The sequence below is a fragment of the Microbispora catharanthi genome (genome assembly GCF_006334915.2).
Taxonomy (GTDB): domain Bacteria; phylum Actinomycetota; class Actinomycetes; order Streptosporangiales; family Streptosporangiaceae; genus Microbispora; species Microbispora catharanthi.
Window position 1 is genome coordinate 1 of record NZ_VDMA02000047.1, and the last position, 24,365, is coordinate 24,365.

The 24,365-nt window shown below is 70.7% G+C and carries 20 protein-coding genes; 13 read left to right on the top strand and 7 right to left on the bottom strand.

All coding sequences use genetic code 11. The features are described 5' to 3' along the window. Positions 1 to 272: hypothetical protein (locus FH610_RS41895; protein ID WP_205826450.1), on the bottom strand; the 272-nt coding region annotated here is incomplete at its 3' end. A 144-nt stretch (positions 273 to 416) separates the two neighbouring features. Beyond that, on the bottom strand, positions 417 to 3,959 hold the full coding sequence (locus tag FH610_RS41900; RefSeq protein ID WP_240809516.1) for a glycosyl hydrolase family 95 catalytic domain-containing protein: 3,543 nt from the start codon (positions 3,957 to 3,959) through the stop codon (positions 417 to 419). A 622-nt stretch (positions 3,960 to 4,581) separates the two neighbouring features. On the opposite strand from FH610_RS41900, the gene FH610_RS41905 reads away from it, so the two are divergent. Further along, positions 4,582 to 5,304 (top strand): FadR/GntR family transcriptional regulator, encoded by a 723-nt coding sequence (locus tag FH610_RS41905; protein ID WP_139580805.1) that lies wholly within the window; start codon positions 4,582 to 4,584, stop codon positions 5,302 to 5,304. A gap of 61 nt (positions 5,305 to 5,365) precedes the next feature. On the opposite strand, the gene FH610_RS41910 is transcribed toward FH610_RS41905, so the two are convergent. Beyond that, positions 5,366 to 6,079, bottom strand: coding sequence for a FadR/GntR family transcriptional regulator (locus FH610_RS41910; protein ID WP_139580806.1), 714 nt, complete (start codon positions 6,077 to 6,079; stop codon positions 5,366 to 5,368). A gap of 392 nt (positions 6,080 to 6,471) precedes the next feature. Here FH610_RS41910 and FH610_RS41915 point away from each other — a divergent pair, with 392 nt between their 5' ends. Genes FH610_RS41915 through FH610_RS41925 form a run of 3 tightly spaced genes read left to right on the top strand, consistent with a single transcriptional unit; the run spans position 6,472 to position 10,180 of the window. Continuing rightward, positions 6,472 to 7,554 (top strand): sugar ABC transporter substrate-binding protein, encoded by a 1,083-nt coding sequence (locus FH610_RS41915; RefSeq protein WP_139580807.1) that lies wholly within the window; start codon positions 6,472 to 6,474, stop codon positions 7,552 to 7,554. A gap of 12 nt (positions 7,555 to 7,566) precedes the next feature. After that, positions 7,567 to 9,138 carry a sugar ABC transporter ATP-binding protein gene (locus FH610_RS41920; RefSeq protein ID WP_139580808.1) on the top strand — a complete coding sequence of 524 codons (1,572 nt, stop codon included), beginning with the start codon at positions 7,567 to 7,569 and terminating at the stop codon, positions 9,136 to 9,138. Beyond that, positions 9,131 to 10,180, top strand: coding sequence for an ABC transporter permease (locus tag FH610_RS41925; protein ID WP_139580809.1), 1,050 nt, complete (start codon positions 9,131 to 9,133; stop codon positions 10,178 to 10,180). Before FH610_RS41920 ends, FH610_RS41925 begins: the two co-directional genes overlap by 8 nt. 163 nt (positions 10,181 to 10,343) lie before the next feature. On the opposite strand, the gene larE is transcribed toward FH610_RS41925, so the two are convergent. The 3 genes from larE to FH610_RS41940 are packed head-to-tail and all read right to left on the bottom strand — an operon-like array spanning position 10,344 to position 13,222. Then, positions 10,344 to 11,222 carry an ATP-dependent sacrificial sulfur transferase LarE gene (gene larE / locus FH610_RS41930; RefSeq protein WP_139580810.1) on the bottom strand — a complete coding sequence of 293 codons (879 nt, stop codon included), beginning with the start codon at positions 11,220 to 11,222 and terminating at the stop codon, positions 10,344 to 10,346. After that, positions 11,215 to 11,928 carry a FadR/GntR family transcriptional regulator gene (locus FH610_RS41935; protein WP_139580811.1) on the bottom strand — a complete coding sequence of 238 codons (714 nt, stop codon included), beginning with the start codon at positions 11,926 to 11,928 and terminating at the stop codon, positions 11,215 to 11,217. The genes larE and FH610_RS41935 overlap by 8 nt, the downstream gene beginning before the upstream one ends. Before the next feature lies 1 nt (position 11,929). Further along, positions 11,930 to 13,222, bottom strand: a complete 1,293-nt coding sequence (locus FH610_RS41940) for an L-fuconate dehydratase (RefSeq protein WP_139580812.1) — start codon at positions 13,220 to 13,222, stop codon at positions 11,930 to 11,932. Between the two features lie 168 nt (positions 13,223 to 13,390). Here FH610_RS41940 and FH610_RS41945 point away from each other — a divergent pair, with 168 nt between their 5' ends. The 9 genes from FH610_RS41945 (at position 13,391) to FH610_RS41985 (ending at position 23,671) form a co-directional block, all read left to right on the top strand. Next, on the top strand, positions 13,391 to 14,239 hold the full coding sequence (locus FH610_RS41945) for a fumarylacetoacetate hydrolase family protein (protein ID WP_139580813.1): 849 nt from the start codon (positions 13,391 to 13,393) through the stop codon (positions 14,237 to 14,239). Next, positions 14,236 to 14,973 carry an SDR family NAD(P)-dependent oxidoreductase gene (locus FH610_RS41950; RefSeq protein ID WP_139580814.1) on the top strand — a complete coding sequence of 246 codons (738 nt, stop codon included), beginning with the start codon at positions 14,236 to 14,238 and terminating at the stop codon, positions 14,971 to 14,973. The genes FH610_RS41945 and FH610_RS41950 overlap by 4 nt, the downstream gene beginning before the upstream one ends. Next, positions 14,970 to 15,902 carry an aldo/keto reductase gene (locus FH610_RS41955; protein WP_240809517.1) on the top strand — a complete coding sequence of 311 codons (933 nt, stop codon included), beginning with the start codon at positions 14,970 to 14,972 and terminating at the stop codon, positions 15,900 to 15,902. The genes FH610_RS41950 and FH610_RS41955 overlap by 4 nt, the downstream gene beginning before the upstream one ends. Continuing rightward, positions 15,892 to 17,148 carry a nickel-dependent lactate racemase gene (larA, locus tag FH610_RS41960; RefSeq protein ID WP_139580815.1) on the top strand — a complete coding sequence of 419 codons (1,257 nt, stop codon included), beginning with the start codon at positions 15,892 to 15,894 and terminating at the stop codon, positions 17,146 to 17,148. Before FH610_RS41955 ends, larA begins: the two co-directional genes overlap by 11 nt. 2 nt (positions 17,149 to 17,150) lie before the next feature. Continuing rightward, entirely contained in the window at positions 17,151 to 17,573 is a 423-nt protein-coding gene (locus tag FH610_RS41965; RefSeq protein ID WP_139580816.1) for an RbsD/FucU family protein, read from the top strand. Continuing rightward, the gene (larB, locus tag FH610_RS41970; protein WP_139580817.1) at positions 17,570 to 18,238 is read left to right on the top strand and encodes a nickel pincer cofactor biosynthesis protein LarB; all 669 of its coding nucleotides are present in this window, start codon (positions 17,570 to 17,572) and stop codon (positions 18,236 to 18,238) included. Before FH610_RS41965 ends, larB begins: the two co-directional genes overlap by 4 nt. Beyond that, positions 18,235 to 19,350, top strand: coding sequence for a nickel pincer cofactor biosynthesis protein LarC (gene larC / locus FH610_RS41975; protein WP_139580818.1), 1,116 nt, complete (start codon positions 18,235 to 18,237; stop codon positions 19,348 to 19,350). Before larB ends, larC begins: the two co-directional genes overlap by 4 nt. A 56-nt stretch (positions 19,351 to 19,406) precedes the next feature. Next, entirely contained in the window at positions 19,407 to 20,261 is an 855-nt protein-coding gene (locus FH610_RS41980) for an amidohydrolase family protein (protein ID WP_139580819.1), read from the top strand. A gap of 548 nt (positions 20,262 to 20,809) precedes the next feature. Next, positions 20,810 to 23,671 (top strand): cellulose-binding domain-containing protein, encoded by a 2,862-nt coding sequence (locus tag FH610_RS41985; RefSeq protein ID WP_205826451.1) that lies wholly within the window; start codon positions 20,810 to 20,812, stop codon positions 23,669 to 23,671. Between the two features lie 224 nt (positions 23,672 to 23,895). On the opposite strand, the gene FH610_RS41990 is transcribed toward FH610_RS41985, so the two are convergent. Next, positions 23,896 to 24,365 (bottom strand): DUF1349 domain-containing protein (locus FH610_RS41990; RefSeq protein WP_139580820.1); only part of this gene is annotated, 470 nt, incomplete at its 5' end.

Genomic DNA, 24,365 nt, shown 5'->3' on the forward strand with positions numbered 1-24,365 from the left:
GTGTCGGTCACCGTGACGGTGGGCAGGGTGCCGGTGAACTGGCGGGCGGCGGCGTCGGAGCCGTTCTCCTGCAGGGACACCCCGGTGTTGTCGGCCACGGTCATCGACAGCTGGCCGGGGGTGGTGGTGGGGGTGATGTTCACCGACACGTCGATGCCGCTGCCGGTGCCGGGGTCGTCGGCGGCCGCGGCGGGGCCGGCCAGGCCGGCCCCGGCCAGGGTGAGGCCGAGCACGGACGCGGCCAGTGCCTGCGTGGTCCTGTTGATTTTCATATGATCATCGCTCCATTGATGAGGGGCGGGGCCGGCCGGCTGGTCGGCCGGCCGGCCCCGGGTTGTGCTATGGCGGTGTCCCCGTTGTGGGGACCGCGGTCACCGCCGGTGCGGCCGGCCGTGGCCGGCCGCGGTGTGAGCGGCTCAGCTGCAGCTGGCCGCGGTGTAGGCGGCGTCGTAGGACGAGGTGACCTGCTTGCCGTCGATCGTGGCGGTGCCCTTCACGGTCGCCGTGCCGGCGTCGATGTGGGTGGCGCGGGTGTTGAAGGACTGGTAGGCCTGCTTGCCCGGGGCCACGTCGGCCACGGTCTTGGACCCGAACGGGGTGGTCAGCGTGATCGTCGCCGGCACATCACCGTTGTTGACGGCGGTGACCGCCAGGTAGGCCGAGGTGCCGATGCAGCGGGTGGTGGCGGTGACGGTCAGCTTGACCTCCGGCGAGGGCGGCGTGACGGAATCGAGCGCGACGGCGAAGATGTGCATCGTCGCGACCCCGTTCGCCGCCCCCGCGCTGATGTTGGGCAGGTCGACGCGGGAGATCTCCTTGTTCTGCAGAGCCACGCCGACGTAGTAGATGGTGGCGGCGGTGTTCTGCCGTTGGTTGTTCGGCCGGTTCTGGTAGGGGGCCACGACGGCGGCGTCGCCCTCCGGCCTCGGCGCGCCGTACCAGTCGGGTGAGCTGAGGGTGAAGGTCTGCCTCGTGCCGTCCTTGTAGACGATGGTGGCCGGGCCGGACACCGCGCCATAGGTCCCGGTCAGCAGGAAGCCGAGCGTCTTGCCCGTCCCGGTCACCTTGAGGGACTGCCCCGAGGCGATGGCGTTGTCGGGGGTGCCCACCGCGACGTTGGGCCACTTGAAGTTCAGCCCGTTCTTGGTGACGGTGGCCCCGGGGGTGACACCGACCGACGCCAGCCCCTGGGCGGAGATGCTGGCGCCGTTGCCGTCGAAGTTTCCGAGGTTGGTGTTGGTGTCGTCGGTGACGCCGACGTTGCTGAACAGCTCCTCCAGCGGCTTCTCCCCGCCGCCCCACACCTGCACCGTGGCCTTCGCCGACGCGGTCCAGTTCTCGCCCGCCTCGGTGCCGCTCATCACGGCGGTGAGGACCGCGGTGCCGGCCGCCGCGCCGGTGGCGGGAGTGAGGGTGAACTCCACCGTGGCCGTCGCGTCCGGCGCCAGGGGACCCACGTTGGCCTGCGCGGGGGTGACGGTCCACCCCTCCGGCGCCGTGAGGGCCACCGTCGCCGAGGCCAGCGACACCTCGACCGCCCGGACGGTGACCTTGGCCTTCGCCCCCTGACCCGGCGTGACCTCGGCGGGCGCGGCCACCGAGACCTTCTGCAGCGCGAACGCCCGGTAGGTGTGACCGGCCTGTGCAGTGATCTTGACGGCGTCGGGCTCGGTCTTCTCCACCTTGACCGTGCCGCCGGCGACGTCGAGGACCTTGTGGCGGCCGGTGAAGATGCCGCCGCGCACCTTGACAACACCGTCGCGGTCGGGCGTGATGAGGTACTCGTCGGCCTGCCCGTCGCTCCACGCCGCGCCGACGGTGTGGCCGCCGCGGCCCCGCAGGCCCTGCACCTTTCCGTTCCGCCAGGCCTCCGGGAGCGCCGGCAGCACGTGCAGTTCGCCGGTGTGGCTCTGCAGCAGCATCTCGGCGATGCCGGAGGTGGCGCCGAAGTTGCCGTCGATCTGGAACGGCGGGTGCAGGTCGAACATGTTCGGGGCGAGCCTGGCCGGCGTCACGAGGAGGCGGACCAGGTCGTGCGCCCGCTTGCCCTCCTCCATCCGCGCCCAGTAGTTGATCTTCCAGGCCAGCGACCAGCCGGTGCCGTCGTCGCCGCGCAGTTCGAGGGTCCGCCGTGCGGCGTCGTACAGCTCCGGGGTGCCGCGCTTGGTGATCTGGTGGCTGGGGTGCAGGCCGTACAGGTGCGAGATGTGCCGGTGGGTCCGCTCGGTCTCCACCCAGTCGTACAGCCACTCCTGGATGTTGCCGCGTGAGCCGATCTTCATCGGAGGGAGCCGGTCCTTCGCGGCCAGGACCTGCGCCCGGAAGCTCGCGTCCACGCCGAGGACCTCGCTGGCCTCCGCGCAGCCGTTGAACAGGTCACGCAGGATCTGGTTGTCCATGGTGGGACCGGCGGCCACGCTGACATTCGAGTGGTGAGGGAGTTCGGGGGAGTTCGACGGGTTCGTGACCAGATACCCGAGCTTCGGCTCCTCCACGAGAGTGTCGAGGAAGAACTGCGCCGAGCCCTTCATCGCCGGGTAGTTCTTCCTCAGGAACTCGACGTCGCCGGTGAACAGGTAGTGGTCCCAGATCATGGTGGCCAGCCACGCACCGCCCGTCTGCCACATGCCCCAGAGCGCACCGTCGACGACCGAGGTCGCCCGCCACGCGTCGGTGTTGTGGTGGGTGACCCAGCCGCCGGCGCCGTACTGCACCTCGGCCGTGCGGGCGCCGGTCACCGTGAGGTCCTGGATCATGCTGAACACCGGCTCGTAGCACTCCGACAGGTTCGTGGTGTCGGCGGGCCAGTAGTTCATGGGCAGGTTGGCGTTGATGGTGTACTTCGAGTCCCACGACGGGCTCAGTGAGTCGTTCCAGATGCCCTGCAGGTTGGCCGGCTGGGTCCCGGGGCGCGAGCAGCTGATCAGCAGGTAGCGGCCGAACTGGAAGAGCAGCGCGGAGAACTGCGGGTCGTCGACGGCCCCGTGCTGGGTGATCCGGACGTCGGTCGGCTGGTCGGCCGCGTCGGTGCGGTCCAGTTCGAGCGTCGTCCGCTTGAACAGGGCCTGGTAGTCGGCCACGTGCCGGCTGCGCAGCGTGTCGTAGGCCTTGCCCTGGGCGGCGTCGAGGTGCCGCTGCGCGATGCCCTGGTAGTCGCCGCTGACGTCCTTGTAGTTCACGTAGCTGGAGCCGATGGAGATCAGCAGCGTCACGCTGTCGGCGGCGGAGACTTGGAGCGTTCCGCCGGAACTGGTGACGGTGCCGCCCTCGGCGACGGCCTTGGCCAGCGCGAGGAACTTGACCTGGCCGGTGATGCCCTCGAAGTTGCCCGAGACGCCGTCGAGCCCCACCGTGGTGCTGTCCGGGCTGGTGAGCGTCGTGCGCTGGGGGCTGTCGAACGTCGCGCTGAACGTGATCGAGCCGGGCTTGTCGGCGGTCAGGCGAACGACGATGACCTGGTCCGGTGCGCTGGCGAACACCTCGCGCTTGTGCCGTACGCCGTTCAGCAGGTAGTTGACGGACGTGACGGCGGTGGTGAGGTCGAGCTGGCGGTTGTACTCCGTGAACCCGCTGGTGCCGGGGAAGGTCAGCTTGATGTTGCCGACCGTCTGATAGGCGAGCTGGCCCGCGGGCGTGCCCAGCATGTTCTGGTCGATCAGGGTCTGGGCCTGGCTCCACTGGTCCTCGAAGACCAGGCGCCGGATCTCCGGCAGCGCCGCCAGGCCCTTGGTGTTGCTCTGGTCGTACGGCCCGCCGCCCCAGACGGTGTCCTCGTTGAGCTGCAGGCGCTCGGCGTCGACGTTGCCGAACACCATGGCGCCGAGGCGTCCGTTGCCGATGGGGAGGGCGCGGAGCCAGTCCGTGCCGGCGCCCTTGTCGTACCAGAGCGCCATGTCGTTGGCGGCGCGTACCTCCGAGGGTGCCACCGATCCGGCTCGGGCGACCGCTGTCCATTGCATCGGCAGCATCAGAGCCCCGGCTCCGACCGTGCCGATCTTCATCAATTGCCTTCGCGTCAGATCTGGCATTCGCTCTCCAAGCGCACTGCGGCCTTGTCGGCGGCCGGCACCGCGCCAATGGGGCTGCGAACCCGACATCGAGGAGACTGGCGGGGTTCGGCGGGACCGGCTGCGTGACGAGGCTGTGTAGGGGGTGATGGCAAAGCTACAAAGATTTGATGTATCGGTCAACGATTCTTATAGAAACGCCCGAAAGGCGGTCATCTGGCCCTTTCCAACCCCGGGAAACATCTAACCTTTGTCCTGACCCTGTCCCCTGGCGTGCACTGATCCAGGTCGCGGTGGGGGCCGTGGGCGGCGGGGGGGAACCGGACGTCGCGGGCGGCTACGAGAGTGCGTTGCCCGCGCCACCGGGCAGCAAGCCGGCGCGGGACGGAGGCGGGGAAGGCCACAGGCCGCCGGGTAGCGGTTCGAGGCCGCGTCCTGTATCCGTAGAGCAGCACCAATTCCCCGACGAGCACGGGCGACGACGACGTGCGGGCAGGCCGCATCCGTTCCCTGGCTGCCCGTGGTGACGGGGAAATCCCCCGCTCCGGTCGGACTTTCGGGAAACCTACCTGCCATGTCACGCACAGACGATGTAGTGGACAGCATCAAGCGGATGATCCTCGACGGCGTCCTGCGGCCCGGCGACCGCCTGCCCGTCGAGAAGGACCTCGCCGAGTCGCTGGGCGTCTCGCGCGGGGCGTTGCGCGAAGGGGTCTCGGCGCTGTCGATCCTCGGGATCGTCAGCACCCGGCAGGGTGACGGGACGTACATCACGAAGCTCGACGCGACGCAGTTGCTGGCTCCGATGGGCTTCGCCGTCGACTTGCACGGCCAGGGCGACCCGCGGCACGTGTACACCGTCCGGCGCCTGCTCGAGGCCGAAGCGGCGCGGCTGGCCGCGACCAGGATCACCGATGAGGCGCTCTGCCAGGCCAGGGACCTGCTCGGCGAGTCGGCCCGGATCGTGGGTCAGGCACCCCACGACCACGAGCGTCTCATCGAGATCGACATCGCCTTCCACCGCATCATCGCCGCCCATACCGACAACCCGGTCATGATCGGCCTGATCGAGGCGTTCGCCAGGCGCACCGTCCGCGGGCGGCTGTGGCGAAGCCTGCACGAGGAGGGTGCCGACCGGCGCACTCACGACGAGCACGTGGCGATCTGGGCGGCGCTCGCGGCGCGCGATTCCGAACGGGCGCGCATCCGGATGGCCAACCATCTCATCGGGGTCGAGGAGTCCCTGCACCGGTTGCCCGACGACGGCGACGCGCCGTCCGACCCGGTGGCCGACTGACCTCGGGCCGGGCGGAGGCCGACGTGGGGTGACATGCCGGGACATGGCGCGATGGCCGTGATCACCTCACCGCATCCGGCTCGGCGCCGGACCGCGAACGGCCGAGGTTCTCCCGCAGCCAGGTCTCCGTGGTGCTGACGTGCATGAGCGCGACCGCCTGGGCGAGGGGGGCGTCGCCGGCCGCGAGTGCGCGGTAGATGGCGGCGTGCTCGGCGATCGTGCGGCCGGCCGCGTTCTCTTCGACGAGCCCGCGCCAGACGCGGGCCCGGAGGGTCCGGCTGGCGATGCCGCCGAGCAGGGCGGACAGGGACTTGTTGCCCGTCGCATCGAAAACGGCCCGGTGGAAGGCGTCGTCGTGATGGTTGAGCGCTTCGATGTCGTTCTGCGCCGCGATCATGGCGTTGAGATGCCGTTCGACGTCCGCGAGCTGGTCGGGGGTGATCCGGGCGGCGGCCAGACCCGTCGCCACCGGCTCGAACAGGCGTCGCACCTCGGTGATCTCGAGCAGATCGTCGCCCCGCATCATCTCGACGGCGAGGCCGACTCCTTCGAGCAACAACTCCGGCGAAAGGCTCGTGACGTAGGTGCCGTCGCCCCTGCGTACTTCCAGCACGCGTGTGGTGACGAGGGAGCGGACGGCCTCTCTGAGCAGGTTGCGGGACAGGCCCAGCTCGGCGGCCAACTCCTGTTCGGGAGGCAGCCGGGCGCCCGGGGGAAGCGTCCCGTCCTTGATGAGCTGCCTGATGCGTTCGATCGCCTGCTCGGTCAACGACATACCTGCATTTTGGTATGTCAGGACAGCGGCCCTCCACACGGTCCCTCCGAGCGCACGGGAACGCTCTCAGAACCAGCCGCACCTCTGCCGGATGCCGCGCCTTCAGCCGGGACAGACATGCGATGTGTCGCGGTCTCCCGGCCCGGCGAGGCCGGTCGATACGTCGGATCCCTTGCTGGTTGGGAGCCGCTCGAATAACGGAATATCACCATCCCTCCTCAAGGTCTGGACACTGGCGCGGTTTTGAGCATAGAAAGACATCCCATGTCCTGTCAGTGATTAGCCCGCTCACGGCGAGCCTCGCCCACGCTCCGCACAGCGGCGCGGGCGTCACCTGAGCGTGGCGCGGTCAGCTACGGCATGGCAGCCGTGGTGCTTCAGAAGGAGAGACGATGGAACGCAGACGGTTCGCGCTCGCCGCGGCCTTAGCCATATCGGGGTGCCTCGCCGCGGCCTGCGGCGGGAACAGCGGTACGGGAAACGACAACTCCGGCGGCGGGAACAACGCAGCGGCGAAGCCGGTCATCGGCGTCGACTACCCGCGTTCCGATACGGACTTCTGGAACTCCTACATCAGCTACGTGCCGAAGTTCGCCGGCGAGCTGGGTGCGGAGGTCAAGACCACCAACTCCCAGAACGACATCGCCAAGCTCACCTCCAACGTGCAGACCCTGATGGGTCAGGGCGTGAAGGGCGTGGTGATGGCGCCGCAGGACACCGCGGCGGTGGCGCCCACGCTGCAGCAGCTCGAGACCAAGAAGATCCCCGCCGTGCTGGTCGACACCCGGCCCGACACCGGGAACGCCTTCATGGTCGTGCGCGCGGACAACCGCGCGTACGGGGAGAAGGCCTGCAAGTTCCTGGGCGAGAAGCTCGGCGGCAAGGGCAAGGTGGTCATGCTGGAGGGCGACCTGGCCTCCATCAACGGCCGCGACCGCACCGAGGCGTTCAACGACTGCATGAAGCAGAACTACCCCGGCATCAAGGTCTTCGGCGAGGCGACCAACTGGGACGGCGCCGTGGCCTCGCAGAAGCTCTCCACGGTCATGACCGCGAACCCGGACGTCAAGGGCGTCTACATGCAGTCGAGCTTCGCGCTCGCCGGCACGCTGCAGGTGCTCAAGCAGCGCGACCTCCTGGTGCCGCCGGACGACCCCAAGCACGTCTTCGTCGTCTCCAACGACGGCATCCCGCAGGAGCTCAAGGACATCGCCGCCGGGAACATCGACGCGACCGTCTCCCAGCCCGCGGACCTGTACGCCAAGTGGGCGCTGTCGTACGCCCAGGCCGCGATCGAGGGCAAGACCTTCCAGCCGGGCAAGACCGATCACGACAGCACCATCATCCAGGTGCGGCCGGGCCTGCTGGAGGACCAGCTGTCCGCGCCGCTCGTCACCGCCGACGGCGGCACCTACGGCGGCATCCCCAGCGTCAAGCACGACGACAAGTCGCTGTGGGGCAACAACCTGAGCTGAGAGGGCGTGGCAATGGAAGAGTTCGCGGGAGGGCCCGCGAGCCCTCCACCCGCCCGTGACAGCGGGCCGGACCGTGGTGCGGACCGGCCCGCGGTCGCGGAGGCGGAGCGCATCACCAAGAGGTACGGCGAGACGACGGCGCTGGACCGCGCCCACATAACGATCAGGCCTGGGGAGACGCACGCCCTGGTCGGCCGCAACGGCGCGGGCAAGTCGACCCTGGTCTCCATCCTGACGGGCCTGCAGGCGCCCGACGAGGGCGAGGTCCGCTTCGCCGGGACCCCCGCTCCGCGGCTGTCGGACCGCGACGCCTGGCGTGAGCGGGTCGCCTGTGTCTACCAGAAGTCCACGATCATCCCTGAGCTGACCGTGGCGGAGAACCTCTATCTGAACCGGCACGATCGCAACCGGTTCGGGCTGGTCGGCTGGAAGGGCCTGTGGCGGAAGGCGGCCGAGCAACTGGAGGCGTGGTCGGTGGACGTCGACGTACGCCGGCCGGCCGGTGAGCTCGGGGTGGAGCAGCGGCAGTTCGTGGAGATCGCCCGGGCGCTGTCGTTCGGCGCGAGGTTCATCATCCTCGACGAGCCCACCGCCCAGCTCGACGGCGCGGCGATCGCCCGCCTCTTCGACCGGATGCGGGCGATGCGCGAGCAGGGAGTCACCTTCCTGTTCATCAGCCACCACCTGCAGGAGATCTACGAGATCTGCGACACGGTCACCGTCTACCGGGACGCCCGGCACATCCTCACCGCGCCGGTGGCGGACCTGCCGCAGGGCGAGCTGGTGGCGGCGATGACCGGTGAGGCCGCCGGCCTGCGCGAGCACGCCGTCCGCCCGCCGGTCCCGGCGGAGACCCCGGTGGTCCTCGACGTACGGGGACTGTCCGACGGCGACGTCTACCAGGACGTCGACCTTCAGGTCCGGGCCGGGGAGATCGTGGGGCTGGCGGGCCTGGGCGGCAGCGGGAAGACCGAGCTCGCCGAGACCGTCGTCGGGCTGCGGGCCCCCCAGGAGGGGACCCTGGAGGTGGCCGGGAGCCGCCCCCGCCCCGGAAGCGTGCCGGAGTCGCTGGCCGCCGGTGTGGGCTTCGTGCCTCGCGACCGCCACCAGCAAGGGCTCGTCCCCCTGATGTCGATCGCGGACAACGCCACGATGACCGTGCCCGAGCGGCTCGGTCAGGCGGGCTTCGTCAGCGGCCGCCGCAGGGACGCGATGGCCCGCGAAATGATCAACAATCTTGCGATCAAGACACCCGGCCCGGATCTCCCCGTTTCCGGGCTGTCCGGCGGCAACCAGCAGAAGGTCGTCATGGCTCGGGCCCTGGCGAACGATCCCCGGCTGCTCGTGCTGATCACGCCGACCGCCGGGGTCGACGTCCGGTCGAAGGAGTTCCTGCTCGGCAAGGTCGAGGAGATCGCCGACACCGGGACCGGCGTCGTGATCGCCTCCGATGAACTTGACGACCTGCGGCTGTGCAACCGGGTGCTGGTGATGTTCCACGGGCGCGTCGTCGCGGAACTGGCCGCCGGCTGGCACGACCACGAGATGGTGGCCGCCATGGAAGGAGTCGACCTCGATGCCTGAGACCACCGCCGCACACGCCGCGACGGGACAGCCACCGAGCCCGCCCGCGCCGGAAGAGGCCGCGGAAAGGCGCCGCTCGAAGATCCCCCTGGCGCGGCTGCGGGACTTCGCGCTCGTTCCCGCGGTCATCGTGATCGCGATCGTCGGGCAGATCGTCAACCCGATCTTCCTGCAGAGCGACAACCTGATCAACATCCTGCAGACGATGTCGGAGATCTCGCTCCTCGTCCTCGCGCAGACGCTCGTGCTGATCGCCGGCCGGATGGACCTCTCGCTGGAGTCGACCTTCGGGCTGGCGCCCGGCGTGGCCGCCTGGCTGACGGTCGCCAGCGGAACGGGGGCCGGGCTCGGGCTGCTGCCGGGAGCCTGGGGGATCCCCATCACCCTCGCGGTGGGGGTGCTGGTCGGGGTGGTGAACTCGCTGTTCATCGTCCGCTTCGGGCTCAACGGCTTCATCGTCACGCTGGGCATGCTCATCGTGCTGCGCGGCCTCCTCACCGGCATCTCCGGCGGGCAGACCTTCTTCAACCTCCCGCCGTCGATGACCTACTTCGGCTCCACGATGTGGCTGGGCGTGCCCGCGTCGATCTGGATCTGCCTGCTGCTGTTCGCGGCCGGCATCGTGGTCATGGGCTTCACCCGGTTCGGCCGGGCGCTCTACGCGATCGGCGGCAACGTCGACGCCGCCAGGGCGGCCGGCATCCGCACCGACCGGGTGCTGTGGATCACGCTGATCTCCGCCAGCCTGCTGGCCGCGATCGGCGGTCTCCTGCTGACGGGCCGGCTCGCCTCCGTCGCCGCCGCCCAGGGGGACGGCGCGATCTTCACGGTGTTCGCCGCCGCCGTCATCGGCGGAGTCAGCCTCAACGGCGGCAAGGGCACCGTGTTCGGCGCGTTCACCGGCATCCTGCTGCTCTACATGATCCAGAACGTCCTCACCCTCGCGGGCGTCCCCGCGCAGTGGATCCAGGCGCTCAACGGGGCGATCATCCTCACCGCGCTCGCGATCTCCCGCCTCACCGGCGGCAAGTCGCAGGAATGACGAGAAGGGGAGGCCGACCCCCGCGCCGGTCTCCCCCGCTCTCACCGCGTACGGGTCCGGGGGCGTCAAACGCGAAACGGCCGGGTGATTCCCGCTTCGCCTGAAGGCGGGGATCACCCGGCGTTCCGGTTCAGGCCCCTTCCGCTTCAGGTCGGGGAGCGCGTCATGAGGGGAGCAGCGGCAGCAGCGCGTTGAGGCGCCCGGACGCGAAGCCGGACAGGTCCAGCGAACAGAAGGTGAAGCCCGCGCCGCGGACCGCGGCATCGACGCGCTCGCGCAGCTCGCACGCCCGCGGGATCTCAGTGTGCGGGACCTCCACCCGGGCGAGTGTGCCGCCGGCGTGTGCGCGCACCCGGCACACCGGGAAGCCGAGCTCGCGCAGCGCGCCCTCGGCGGTCTCGATCCTGCGCAGGACCTCCGGCGTGACCGGGTCGCCGTAGCTCACCCGCGAGGCCAGGCAGGGCGCGGCGGGCTTGTCCGCGGTGACCAGGCCGAGCTTCCGGCTGACCGCGCGGACGTCGGCCTTGGTGAGCCCGGCCTCCACCAGCGGTGCGATGGCCCCGCGCTCGGCCGCGGCCCGCTGCCCGGGGCGGTGGTCGCCGAGGTCGTCGAGGTTGGTGCCGAGCGCGATCCGGGCGCCCATGGCGGCCGCCAGCGGCGTGAGCGCGTCGAACAGCGCCGACTTGCAGTGGTAGCAGCGGTCGGCGCCGTTGGCGGCGTACTCGGGCCTGTCGGCCTCGTCCGTGCACACCTCCAGATGGGCCAGGCCGTGGGCTCGTGCGAAGTCACGTGCCGTGGCCCGCTCGGAGGCGGCCAGGCTGGGCGAGACGGCGGTGACGGCCAGTGCGCGCCTGCCGAGCACCCTCGCGGCGGCGAAGGCGAGCAGCGCGGAGTCGGCGCCGCCGGAGTAGGCGACGACGACCGCGTCCTCACGGCGCAGCCGGGCCATCAGCCGGTCCACGGCGTCGCTCACCGCGCCCGCCGCACTCTCCCGGCCGGCGTCCGCCGTCTTCTCTCTCTCGGAGGCGGGACGATCAGCCATGAGCGGCCTCGCCCGCGAAGGCGCGCGAGCCGGTGAGGCTCTCCTCGACGCCGAGGACGTGCAGGGCGGCGTGGAGCCGGGCCCGTTCGGAGTCCCGCGCCAGCAGAGCCCGATGGACGGCCCGGTGCTCCCGGAGGGTGCGGTGAACGGCCTCGGGGTCGCTCATGCCCCGCCAGACGCGGGCTCGTACGGTGCGGCCGGACATGTTCTGGATGACGGCGGCGAGGACGGCGTTGCCGCAATGGGAGGCGATGAGGGCGTGGAAGTCCTGGTCGAGAGCGACCATTTTCTCGTGATCGACAGGATCGCAGGCGGCGACCGTCTCGGCCTCGTCGAGCAGATCGCCCAGGCGGGCGAGATCGGCGTCCGGGATGCGCGTGGCCGCCAGCGCCGTCGCCTCCGCCTCCAGAATCCTGCGCACGTGCAGGAACTCCCCCGCCCCGGCGTCCAGGTGAATATCGGCGACGAAACTCATCCCGTCGAGCAGCAGGTCGGGAGAGAGGCTGGTGACGTAGGTGCCGTCGCCCTGCCGCGTCTGCAGGACCCGCATGGCGACCAGCGCGCGCACGGCCTCGCGCAGCGTGTTTCGGGCGACACCGAGCTGTTCGGCCAGATTCTTCTCGACGGGGAGCTTCTGCCCCGGGCGCAGCTCCCCATCGATGATCATCTGTTTGACGGTGTCGATCGCCGTCTCGATGGCGCCCACGTCAGCCTCCCCATTGGTGGCCATCAGGGTAGCGGTACGCGTCGACCGACTCGGAGTGCATACGAGCGCTGTAACCGGGCTTGCCAGGCAGCAGGTAGCGGCCGCGCTCGATGCGGACGGGGTCGGTGAAGTGCTCGTGCAGATGGTCGACGTATTCCAGGACGCGGCCCTCCAGACTGCCGCTCACGCACACGTAGTCGACGACGGCCATGTGCTGGACCAGCTCGCACAATCCGACGCCGCCGGCGTGGGGACAGACGGGCACGCCGAACTTGGCGGCCATGAGCAGGACCGGGACGATCTCGTTGACCGACGCGAGCCGGCAGGAGTCGATCTGGCAGAAGTCGATCGCGCCCGCCTGCAGAAGCTGCTTGAACATGACGCGGTTGTGGCAGTGCTCGCCGGTGGCGACGCCGACGGGGGCGATCGCCTTGCGAATGGCGGCGTGGCCGAGCACGTCGTCGGGGCTGGTCGGCTCCTCGATCCACAGCGGCTCGTACGGCGCGAGGCGGTTGACCCACTCGATGGCCTGGGGCACGTCCCACACCTGGTTGGCGTCGATCATCAGGACGCGGTCGCCGAGCTCCTCCCGCGCGATCGACAGGCGGCGGACGTCGTCCTCCACGTTGGCGCCGACCTTGAGCTTGACATGCGTCCAGCCGTCGGCGACGGCCTCGCGGCACAGACGGCGCAGTTTGCCGTCGTCGTAGCCGAGCCAGCCCGGAGAGGTGGTGTACGCCGGATAGCCGTGTTCGGCCAGCTCGGCGATCCGCTCCTCGCGCGTGGGGGCGAGCCGGGCCAGCATCCCGACGGCCTCGGCGGGGGTCAGCACGTCGGACAGGTAACGGAAGTCGCAGGCCGCGACCAGCTCCTCGGGCGTCATGTCGGCCACGAAGCGCCAGAGGGGTTTGCCGGCCCGGCGGGCCGCCAGGTCCCACGCCGCGTTGAGAACGCCCGCGGCGGACAGGTGCACGACGCCCTTCTCCGGCCCGAGCCAGCGCATCTGGCTGTCGGCCATGATCTCGCGGTAGAGCCCGCCGAGGTCGCCGGCCAGCTCGTCCACGTCGCGTCCGGCCAGCCGCGCCCCGATCTGCCGGGCGGCGGCCACGCACAGGTCGTTGCCTCGCCCGATCGTGAACGTCAGACCGTACCCCGCCAGGTCGCCATCGTCGGTTTCCAGCACCACGTACGCCGCGGAGTAGTCGCCGTCCGGGTTCATGGCGTCCGAGCCGTCGAGCGTCGCGGAGGTCGGGAACCTGATGTCGATCACGTTCACGGAGGTGATCGTCGGCATGGGCGAACTCCAATTGATCCGATGAATGTGATTGGAACAGTAGGGTCACACTGGAAGAAGGTCAAGGCAAGTCGGCCGATATCCCATCAAAGGCTTTACTTCAACCCGATGAATCTGGCAGGCTCGGCACGGCACATGGCCCTGTGAACCAGCGGAGAGGCCAAGATCGTGAAGCTGTTGCGAGTGGGTCCCGTGGGCGAGGAGCGACCCTGCGTGCTCGCGCCCGACGGACGGGTGTTCGACTTGTCGTCGTTGACGGCCGACATCGACGGCGCGTTCCTCTCCGAGGGAGGCGTCGAGCGGGTGCGGTCGGCTCTGGCGGAGGGCGGGCTGCCGGAGGCGGGGCCGTATGAGCGGGTGGGTGCGCCGGTGGCCAGGCCCGGCAAGATCATTTGTATCGGGCTCAACTATTCCGATCACGCGGAGGAGACGGGGGCGGCGATCCCGGCCGAGCCGGTGGTGTTCATGAAGGCGTCGAACACGATGGTCGGCCCCGATGACGAGGTGCTGGTGCCGCGCCGGAGCGTGAAGACCGACTACGAGGTCGAACTGGCCGTGATCCTGGGCCGTACGGCGCGATATCTGGAATCCCCGGAGGCGGCGGCGGAGGTGATCGCGGGGTATGCGATCGCCAACGATGTGTCGGAGCGGGAGTTCCAGAACGAGCGCGGCGGCCAGTGGGACAAGGGCAAGTCGTGTGAGACGTTCAACCCGCTGGGTCCGTGGCTGGTGACGGCCGATGAGGTCGGCGATCCGCAGGCGCTGGGGTTGCGGTTGTGGGTGAACGGGGAGCTGCGGCAGAACGGGAACACCAAGAACCAGATCTTCGGGGTGCATCACGTGATCTGGTATCTCAGCCAGTTCATGGTGCTGGAGGCGGGTGACGTGGTGAACACCGGCACTCCGGCGGGGGTGGCGCTGGGCCGTGGCCCGCAGGCCTACCTGCGGGAGGGCGATGTGGTGGAGCTGGAGATCGACGGCCTGGGCCGCCAGCGCCAGCGTATGGGACAGGCATGAGTCGAGAGTTCAACGGCCTGGCGGCGATCGTCACCGGCGGGGCCTCGGGCATCGGCCGGGCGGTCGCCGAGGAGCTGAGCGCCCGCGGCGCCCGCGTCGCCGTCCTGGACCTGAAGGACACCGAGTTCGTCTGCGACGTGGCCGACGGCGTCTCTGTACGTGCGGCTGTCACGGCGGTGGCGGAGGCGTACGGCCGGATCGACGTGCTGGTGAACAACGCGGGCATCGGTGCGCAGGGCACGGTGGCCGACAACGACGACGCCGAGTGGCTGCGGGTGTTCGACGTGAACGTGGTGGGGGTCGCCCGGGTGACCCGGGCCGCGCTGCCCCACCTGCGCCGGTCCCCGCACGCCGCGATCGTCAACACCTGCTCGATCGCGGCGACGGCGGGCCTGCCGCAGCGGGCGTTGTATTCGGCGTCCAAGGGGGCGGTGCTCGCGCTGACCCGCGCGATGGCGGCCGACCACATCCGCGAGGGCATTCGGGTCAACTGCGTCACCCCCGGCACCGTGGACACCCCCTGGGTCGGCCGGCTGCTGGACGCCGCCCCCGATCCGCAGGCCGAGCGGGCGGCGCTGTCCGCCCGCCAGCCGCACGGCCGCCTGGTGACGCCGGAGGAGGTCGCCCACGCGGTGGCCTATCTGGCGAGCCCGCGGGCGGGGTCCACGACCGGGGTCGAGCTGGCCGTGGACGGCGGGATGTCGGGCCTGCGGCTGAAGCCGGTGACGTCGTGACGGCCGCCGCCAGTGGCCTGGTGGGCAGGCTGGGACGCTACGGGCTCGGCACGGCGCCGCTGGGTGGGCTGTTCGCGGCGGTGAGCGAGGAACAGGCCGAGCAGGCGCTGGCCGCCGCGTGGCAGGCGGGGATCCGCTATTTCGACACCGCGCCGCACTACGGGAGCGGGCTGGCCGAGGAGCGTCTCGGGCGGTTCCTGCGCGGCCTGCCAGAAGCCGCCGCCGAGGCGGTCGTCTCCACGAAGGTGGGCCGGGTGCTGGTGCCCGGCAGAGGCGAGGAGGAGGGGTTCCCCGGTCGCACCGATTTCGTGCGGGTGCGGGACTACAGCCGCGACGGCGTGCTGCGCTCGCTGGACGACAGCCTGCACCGGACCGGGCTCGACCACTTCGACCTGGTGTTCATCCACGACCCGGACGACCACTGGGAGCAGGCCGCCGGTCAGGCGTATCCGGCGCTGGCCGAGCTGCGCGACCAGGGGGTGATCGGCGCGATCGGCGCCGGGATGAACCAGGCCGAGATGCTGACCCGGTTCGTCCGCGAGACCGACCTGGACGCCGTCCTGGTCGCGGGACGCTACACGCTGCTCGACCGCTCCGCCGCCGACCAGCTGCTCCCCGAATGCGAGCGGCGCGGCGTCGCCGTCGTCGCAGGCGGAGTGTTCAACAGCGGGATCCTCGCCGGCGGCACCACCTACGACTACGACGCCGCCCCGCCCGCCGTGCTGGAACGGGCACGCGAACTGGACCGGATCTGCGCGTCGCACGGCGTGCCGCTGCCCGCCGCGGCCCTGCGCTTCCCCCACCGGCACCCGGCCGTCACCACGGTCCTGATCGGCGCACGCAGCGCCGAGGAGATCGCCGAGGATCTGGCGCTGGCGGCGGCCGACATCCCGGACGGGCTCTGGGAGGACCTGAACCATGCGGGTTGACCTCGCCTACGGCACCGGCGGCCTTGTCGTTGAGCTGCCGGACGACCGGACCACGGTCATCGCGCCGGTCGCCCGGCCCGCCGTGACGGACGAGGCCGCCGAACTACGGCGGGCCCTGCGCGAACCCGTCGCGGGCCCGCCGCTGCGCGAGCGGGTGCGCCCCGGCCAGACGGTCGCGATCTCCGCCTGCGACGGTACGAGACCCCAGCCGCGGCACCTGATGATCCCGGCGATCCTGGCCGAACTGGACGGGATCGTCGACCTGGGCGACATCGTGATCCTGGTGGCCACCGGCACCCACCGCGGCAACACCGACGCCGAACTGCGCGCGATGTTCGGCGACCACGTCGTGGACGCCGTACGGATCGTCAACCACGACGCGCGCGACGCGTCGTCACTGAGGTGGATGGGCCGCCACGGCAAGGACGTACCGGTCTGGCTCAACCGGGAGTGGACCGACGCCGACGTGCGGATCACGACCGGTTTCGTCGAGCCGCACTTCTTCGCCGGGTTCTCCGGCGGCCCCAAGCTGGTCGCGCCCGGGCTCGCCGCACTGGAGACCGTGCTCACCCTGCACGACGCGGCGCGCATCGGCGACCCCCGGGCCACCTGGGGTGTCATCCAGGGCAATCCCGTCCACGACGACGTCCGCGCCATCGCCGCCGCGACCGGCGTCACCTTCGCCCTCGACGTCGTGCTCAACCGGGAGCAGAAGATCGTGCAAGCGTTCGGCGGCGATCTGCTGCCGATGCACGCCGCGGCCACGGCCGCCGCCCGCGCCGCCGCGATGCGCCCGGTTCGCGAACCCTTCGACGTGGTGGTGACGACGAACGCGGGCTTCCCGCTCGACCAGAACCTGTACCAGTCGGTGAAGGGGATGAGCGCCGCCGCCCAGGTCGTCAAACCCGGCGGGACCGTCATCTGCGCCGCCGAGTGCCGGGACGGCTTCCCCGACCACGGCTCCTACCGGGACGTGCTCACCTCCGCCGCCTCCCCGGAGGCGCTGTTCGAGGAGATCTCCCGCCGCACCGAGACCGTCCCCGACCAGTGGCAGGTCCAGATCCAGGCCCGCATCCAGCGGCACGCCCAGGTGATCATGCACACGTCGTATCTGGGCGACGCCGACCTTGCCGCCGCCCACCTGGAGCAGACCGGCGACATCGCCGCCACGGTCCGCGCCCTGCCCGGACGGGTCTGCGTCCTGCCGGAAGGCCCTATGACGATCCCCTACCTCGCGGAAGAGTGACCGTGCTCCGCTACCCCCTGATCCACCCGCCGCTGCTGTCCGCGCTCGCGGCCACCGGTCACGGATCGCGCGTGCTGCTCGCCGACGCCAACTACGCCCACGCCACCAACGTGCGGGCCGGAGCCCCGGTGATCCATCTCAACCTGCGGCCCGGGCTGGTCCGCGTGGACGACGTCCTGGAGGTTCTCGTGGACGCCGTACCGCTGGAGTCGGTCCGTTCGATGCGTCCCGACGAGGGCGGCGAGCCGGAGGTGCTGGCCCGCTACCGGGAGTTGCTCGGCCCGGGCCTGCCCATCGAGGCGATGGACCGGCTCGACTTCTATGAGGCCGCGAAACAGCCGGACGTCGCGTTCGCCGTCGCGACCGGCGACGACCGGCTTTACGCGAATCTCCTGCTGACCGTCGGATATATCGTCCCGACATGAGCAAGTCGCTAGATCTCGGTTATGCGCGCGTCGACCTGGACCGGGAGACGCGCCAGGGGCTGCCCGAAGTGGTGTACGGCCCGGGCAAGCGGGTGAATGAGATCGCCGGGATCGTCACCGCTCTGCTCGGCCGGAACACCGGGCCGGTTCTCGTGACGCGGGTCGAACCCGGCACAGCCGCCGCGGTGCGCGCGCTCGTCTCCGGCGGTTCGTACGACCCGGACGCCCGGCTGCTGGTCTGGCGGCCGGCGCCGCCCGTCGAGCACACGGTGGCCGTGGTCACGGCGGGGACGGCGGACGGCCCCGTCGCGGCCGAGGCTGCGGCCGTCGCCTCCGCGCTCGGCCTGCGGACCGTCACGGTCAGGGACGTCGGGGTGGCCGGGCTGCACCGCGTGCTCGCCGCCGCCGATGACCTGCGCGCGGCCGACAGCGTGATCGTCATCGCCGGCATGGAGGGCGCACTGGCCAGCGTCGTCGGCGGTCTCGTCGAGACGCCCGTGATCGCGGTGCCCACCTCCACCGGATACGGCGCCGCGCTGGAGGGCGTGACGGCCCTGCTGGCCATGCTGACCTCCTGCGCCGCCGGGCTGACCGTGGTGAACATCGACTCCGGCTTCGGCGCCGCCCTCGCGGCCTACCGCCTCACGAGGAGGACGCCCCGGTGATCCTCTGCCTCAACCCCTTCACCGGACTCGCGGGCGACATGCTGCTCGGCGCGCTGCTCGACGCCGGAGCCTCGCTCGACGCCGTACGGCAGGCGGTCGCCGCGACCGGGCTCACCGGCTGGCGGCTCGACGCCGAGAGGGTGCGCACCGGAGCGCTGACCGCCACCCGCGTGCGGATCGAGGTCGACGACGACGCCACCGAGCGCCCGGCCGCGCAACTGATCACTATGGCGGCCCGGACCGGCCTGACCGTGGCGGAGGCGGCGCTGACCGCGATCGCCGAGGTGGAGGGCGCGCTGCACGGCGTGCCGGCCGCCGACGTCCACCTGCACGAACTCGGCGGGCACGACACCCTGATCGACATCGTCGGATGCGCGGCGGCGCTGCGCGATCTCCGGGTGACGCGGGTGCACTCCGCGCCGCTGCCGCTGGGCGGCGGCACGGTGCACACCCGCCACGGCGTGCTGCCCGTCCCGGCCCCCGCCACGCTCGCTCTGCTGAAGGGCGCACGGGTGCGGGGCGGGGAGGCGGGAGAGGCGGTCACGCCGACGGGGGCGGCCCTGCTGCGCGCCGCGGGCACGGCGTACGGCCCGGCGCCGGAGATGGCCCTGCGCGCCACGGGGTACGGCGCGGGCGGGCGCGTGCTGCCCGACCGGCCCAACGTGACCGTGGCCATGCTCGGAGAGCCGGTGGCCGAGACCGGCACACAGATCGTCCTGTCGACGAACCTCGACGACGTGACCGGGGAGGTCCTCGGGCACGTCATCGAGCGAGCCCTCGCGGCGGGCGCGGCGGACGCCTGGATCACGCCGGCCGTCATGAAGAAGGGGCGCCCCGCGCACGTCCTGCACGTCCTCACGCCCCTCGAGCTGGCCGACGACCTGCAGAACCTGGTCTTCGCCGAGACGGGGAGCCTGGGCCTGCGGCGCGGCGCGGTGGAGAAGGTCGCCCTGCCCCGGCACTTCGAGACCGTGCGCCTGCACGGCCGGGACGTCCGGATCAAGCACGGGCCGTGGGGGGTCAAACCCGAGTACGACGACCTGGCCGCCCTGGCCGAGGCCACCGGCAGACCGTTACAGGAACTGGCACGAGAGGCTTTCGACGCGCTGTGACTTCCACTGTGACCTCCACTGTGACCTCCGCTGCGACTCCCCCCGCGGCTCCGAGCGTGACCCGCATCGACGCGCACCACCACCTGTGGGACCTCTCCCGGCGCCCGCAGACGTGGCTGGACCCCCCGGAGATGGCTCCCATCCGCCGCGACTTCACCCTTGCCGACTACGCCGCCGCGGCGGCCGGAACGGACATCGGCCGCTCCGTGCTCGTGCAGGTGCTGGGCGACGCGGAGGAGACGCGCGAGTTCCTGGCGCTGGCGGCGCGGTCAGGGACCGTCGCCGCGGTGGTCGGATGGGCCGACCTGACCCGGCCCGATCTCGCCGACGAGCTCACCGCCCTGGCCGCCTCGCCCGGTGGCGCCCTGTTGCACGGGATCCGCCACCTGGTGCAGGGCGAATCCGACCCGCGCTGGCTGGCCCGCGACGACGTGCGTCGCGGGCTGCGGCAGGTCGCGGCGGCCGGACTCGCCTACGACCTGCTCGTCCTGCCGCACCAGCTGCCCGCCGCGATCGAGACCGTACGCGCCGTGCCCGAGCTGACCTTCGTCCTCGACCACCTCGCGAAACCGCCGATCGCGTCCGGAGAGCTCGACCCCTGGGCGGGTCTCATCCGTGAGCTCGCCGCGGAGCCCAACGTGACGGCCAAACTCTCCGGCCTGATCACCGAGGCGGCGTGGGACGACTGGAACGCCGCCGCGCTGCGCCCGTACGTCGACGTGGCGCTCGACGCGTTCGGTCCGTCTCGTCTCATGTTCGGCTCCGACTGGCCGGTCTGTCTCCTCGCCGGCTCCCTGCCCCTCTGGACCGAGACGGTCTCGGCGCTGCTCACGGATGCCGGGCTGACGGCCGCCGACCGCGAGGCCGTCTTCCGCGACACGGCGACACGGGTCTACCGCCTGGAGGAGTGAGCCGCCGGGGAGCCGGAGACCGGCACGAAGGCGACACGACCTCCGGGCCACGGCGGCCGGTGAGCGCGGTCGGCAGGTGACCGTATGCGTCGGCGTGTGTCGGCACTTCCTTGTGTCAGTCATCCCATGAAACAAGGGTGCAGCGCATGTAAGGATGCGCGGCATGTCCGAGGGGTGCGGCCGGACATGTACGTTTCACGGGTCCCGCACCCGCGGCCCCGGGTCTACCGGCGACCGCGACCAGGCGTCCCTGAGTGGCCCCCCGAGCGCACGGCACGCTCGAAGCACTGGACCGACCAGGAATGATGTCGCCCGGCGCGGTCCGCGGCCACCTCTCGCCACTGGGCAGGCCAACCGCGCGCCCCGGGCCACAGCTTGACTGTGAGCCGGTTGGGAACTTGACGGCGAACAGGGCTCTTCGTACTGTCCGCCTACGAAGACGTCCTATGTCTAGACGGACGATTCTCCGGATTTGGAAAGGCGCTCGACGTCGCCGCCGGGTCGGCGACGGCCCCTCCCGTGAATCCGCCCCCTGGAGGACCAACAGCATGCGACTCAAATCCCATCGGTTACGCATGGCACTCGCGGCCGCGGCCGGCGTCGGCGTCGGCGCCGCCCTCATCGGCGTCCCGTCCGCCCACGCCGCCGCCGGTTGTCAGGTCACCTACACGGTGACCAACCAGTGGCCAGGTGGTTTCGGCACTAATGTGAGCGTTAACAACCTGGGCGATCCGGTCAACGGCTGGAAGCTGACCTGGTCGTTCGGCGGCGGGCAGACGATCAGCCAGTTGTGGAACGGCAGCTACACCCAGTCGGGCGCGCAGGTCACGGTGAGCGACGCGGGCTACAACGCGTCCATACCGACCGGCGGCAGCACGAGCTTCGGCTTCAACGGCACGTTGAGCGGCTCGGCCAACCCGGTGCCGACGGACTTCGTTCTCAACGGCACCCCCTGCACGGGCACCGTCACCACCAGCCCCTCCCCCAGCCCCTCCCCCAGCCCATCCCCCAGCGCCTCGGTCAGCCCCTCGGCCAGCCCGTCGGCCAGCCCGTCGGTCAGCCCCTCGGTCAGCCCGTCGGCGTCCCCGAGTCCGTCGGTGTCGCCGAGCGGAAACTCGACGGCGTGGCAGGACGGGAAGTTCGTGGTGGACGTTCCGAACGTGGTGCGCCGGTCGAACATCGTGCTCAGCAAGGCCAACACCAGCTCCGCCCAGTTCGTCCCACTGGGCAACGGCACCCTGGGCGCCCCCGCCTGGGGCGGAGGTGGGTTCACCGCGCAGCTCAACCGCAACGACACCTTCCCCGACCGCAAGTCGCCGGGCCAGGTGGCCATCCCCGGGCTGAGCAGGCTCACCGGGGCGTCGGACTTCAAGGGCTACTTCGACCTGTACGACGGGACGCTGTACGAGTCCGGCGGCGGCATGACGCTGAAGGCCTACGTGCGGGCCGACACCTCTCAGCTGGTGGTGGACGTCACCGGCGCCGACCCCAACAGCTCCCAGACCGCACAGGTGAAACTGTGGAGCCCGCGCAACCCCAGGGCCGAGGCGTCGGGATCGGTGGCGACGCTGTCTGAGTCGTGGACCGACGGCGGGACGTGGGCCTCCGGCCAGACGTTCGGCACCATGGCGGGCGTCAGCGCGGGCGGGCGCAACGTGCGGGCGTCCAATCCCGACTCGCGAACCGCGCAGGTGAGCTTCCAGCCCAACAGCGACGGGTCGTTCCGGGTGATCGTGGTGTCCCCCGGCTGGAAGGGCGGCAACGCCCTGACCACGGCGACCGGCCTGCTGGGCACCGATCTCACCCGCGGCTCGGCGGACCTGGCCGCGAGCACCTTGTCGTGGTGGCACGACTACTGGAACTCGGTCGGCCTCATCAAGATCACCTCTGGAGACGGGTCGGGCGAGTACTTCGAGAACATGCGGACGCTGTACCTGTACGCGATCGCCGCGAGCAACCGCGACACCCTGCCGGGCACCCAGGCCGGTGAGGCCAACCTGTTCAACGTCGGCCAGGACACCCAGCCCTGGTACCCGGCCGGATACTGGTTCTGGAACCTGCGGATGATGATCCAGGCCAACCTGTCGGCCGGGGCGTTCTCGATGAACACGCCGATGTTCGCCCTCTACCGCACCAACCTGTCCAACATCGCCGCCTGGACGGCCGCGCGCTACCCGGGCCACGAGGGCATCTGCGTGCCGGAGACCATGCGCTTCAACGGCAACGGCAGCTGGTATTCGGGCAACGAGTCCTGCGACTCGACCATCGCCCCCTCCTACAACTCCCAGACCGTCACCTCCGGGGCGGAGATCGGCCTGTGGATCTGGCAGACCTACCTGGCCACCGACGACCGGGCGTTCCTGTCGGCGAACTACCCGGTCATGCGGGACTCGGCCAAGTTCCTGCTGTCCCACGCCAAGGCGGGATCCGACGGCCTGCTGCACACTCACTCCAACGCCCACGAGACGCAGTGGTCGATCAACGACCCGATCACCGACGTGGCCGCGATGCAGGCGCTGTTCCCGGTGACGGTGCAGGCGGCCCAGACCCTCGGCGTCGACTCCGACCTGGTCGGCCGCCTGCAGACGGCGATCCCGAAGATCCGGCCGCTGCCCCGCACCGACTTCGGTCAGACCCAGGTGCTGAGCCCGTCCTCCGACTCCGCCGGGAACGACATGCTCGCCCTGTCGGCGCAGCCCACCGCCGCCAAGCACAACGTCGAGAACCTCGGCCTGGAGCCGGTGTGGCCGTACAACCTCATCGGCGACAGCGGCAACCAGTCCGACCTGGCCAAGCGCACCTTCAGCCACCGCAGCTACATCACCGAGACCGACTGGAGCTTCGACGCGCTGCACGCGGCCCGGCTCGGCCTGGGCAACGACATGCGCACCGCGCTGATCGCCAACGTCAACAAGTACCAGGTCTTCCCAAACGGGTTCGCCAGCTGGGATCCCAGTAAGCTGACCAACCCCTACCTGGAGCAGCTGGGCGTCACCGCCGCCGCCGTCACCGAGGGCCTAGTGCAGGACTACGACGGCACCCTGCGCATCGCCCCCGGCTGGCCGAGCACCTGGAACGCCGACGGCACCGTCTACATCCAGCACAAGGGCAAGGCCCACGTCCAGATCCGCAACGGCACCCTGGTCACCGTCGCCGTCGAAGCCGGCGCCGACGGCACCATCACCGTCCGCAACCCCTGGCCCGGCCAGGACGTCACCGTCGTGAACGGCGGCGGCACCACCGTGCTGGCGAACCAGACCGGCGCCACCATCGCCATCCCCGCACAGGCCGGCACCTCCTACCTCATCCAGCGGGCCTCCAACCCCACCACCTCCCTCCCCTACTGGCCGGTCGGCGGCAGCCCCGCCACCACGGCCAAGCACCTCGGCAGCCGCAGCATCGGACTCTGATCCCAAGAGTCGGTCACCCCTGCCGGCGAGCGACTCTCGGAACCCGGGTGGGCGCGATGCCGCCCACCCGGCGCCGGGGCCGGTCACGCCCACTTCCGCGGCTACGAGTGGCCTACCGACGCACGCCGGTCGGCGTAACGGCGACGGCCCTCGGGATCGGCGTATCCGTCCCCGAGGGCCGTCGGCGTCGGTGGTGTCAGGTCAGTGGTGTCAGGTCGGCGGTGTCAGGGGGTGGTGAGGTCGAAGCGGTTGACGGTGACCGCGCCGCCCAGGGACTGGGTGGCGTAGTTGAAGATGGCGAAGCGGTAGCCCATGAAGAACTGCCAGGCGTTGCCCATGGTGAAGGCCGGTCCGAACGAGGTGAAGTTCACTCCGTCGGTGCTGTAGGAGAATTTCGCCTGCCGGCCGGTGCCCGGGCGGATGTCGGCGTTGACCCGCAGCCAGATCCGCCCGCCCGAGATGGGTGTGCTGGCGGCCTCGGTGCCGGTGGACGTGGTCTGCCAGCTGCTGTTCATGGTCAGGTTGTTGGTCGCGACCAGGCGGGTTTGGCCGTTGTCGCGTCGGATCCCGATCCAGGCCGATGAGTCGCGCAGCATCGCCAGTCCGGCCCGGTCGCCGTCGCGCATGGCCGAGTAGTCGAGCTGGATCGTCGCGGTCGAGGACGGGCCCAGGATGCGGTGGGTCAGGGTGTTGC

Bases quoted from the DNA above. Each gene is read 5' to 3' on its own strand.
- FH610_RS41940 (WP_139580812.1), bottom strand. From the start codon at position 13,222: ATGCCGACGATCACCTCCGTGAACGTGATCGACATCAGGTTCCCGACC.
- FH610_RS41900 (WP_240809516.1), bottom strand. From the start codon at position 3,959: ATGCAATGGACAGCGGTCGCCCGAGCCGGATCGGTGGCACCCTCGGAG.
- larB (WP_139580817.1), top strand. From the start codon at position 17,570: ATGAGCAAGTCGCTAGATCTCGGTTATGCGCGCGTCGACCTGGACCGG.
- FH610_RS41985 (WP_205826451.1), top strand. From the start codon at position 20,810: ATGCGACTCAAATCCCATCGGTTACGCATGGCACTCGCGGCCGCGGCC.
- larE (WP_139580810.1), bottom strand. From the start codon at position 11,222: ATGGCTGATCGTCCCGCCTCCGAGAGAGAGAAGACGGCGGACGCCGGC.
- FH610_RS41910 (WP_139580806.1), bottom strand. From the start codon at position 6,079: ATGTCGTTGACCGAGCAGGCGATCGAACGCATCAGGCAGCTCATCAAG.
- FH610_RS41950 (WP_139580814.1), top strand. From the start codon at position 14,236: ATGAGTCGAGAGTTCAACGGCCTGGCGGCGATCGTCACCGGCGGGGCC.
- FH610_RS41915 (WP_139580807.1), top strand. From the start codon at position 6,472: ATGGAACGCAGACGGTTCGCGCTCGCCGCGGCCTTAGCCATATCGGGG.
- FH610_RS41925 (WP_139580809.1), top strand. From the start codon at position 9,131: ATGCCTGAGACCACCGCCGCACACGCCGCGACGGGACAGCCACCGAGC.
- FH610_RS41905 (WP_139580805.1), top strand. From the start codon at position 4,582: ATGTCACGCACAGACGATGTAGTGGACAGCATCAAGCGGATGATCCTC.
- FH610_RS41920 (WP_139580808.1), top strand. From the start codon at position 7,567: ATGGAAGAGTTCGCGGGAGGGCCCGCGAGCCCTCCACCCGCCCGTGAC.
- larA (WP_139580815.1), top strand. From the start codon at position 15,892: ATGCGGGTTGACCTCGCCTACGGCACCGGCGGCCTTGTCGTTGAGCTG.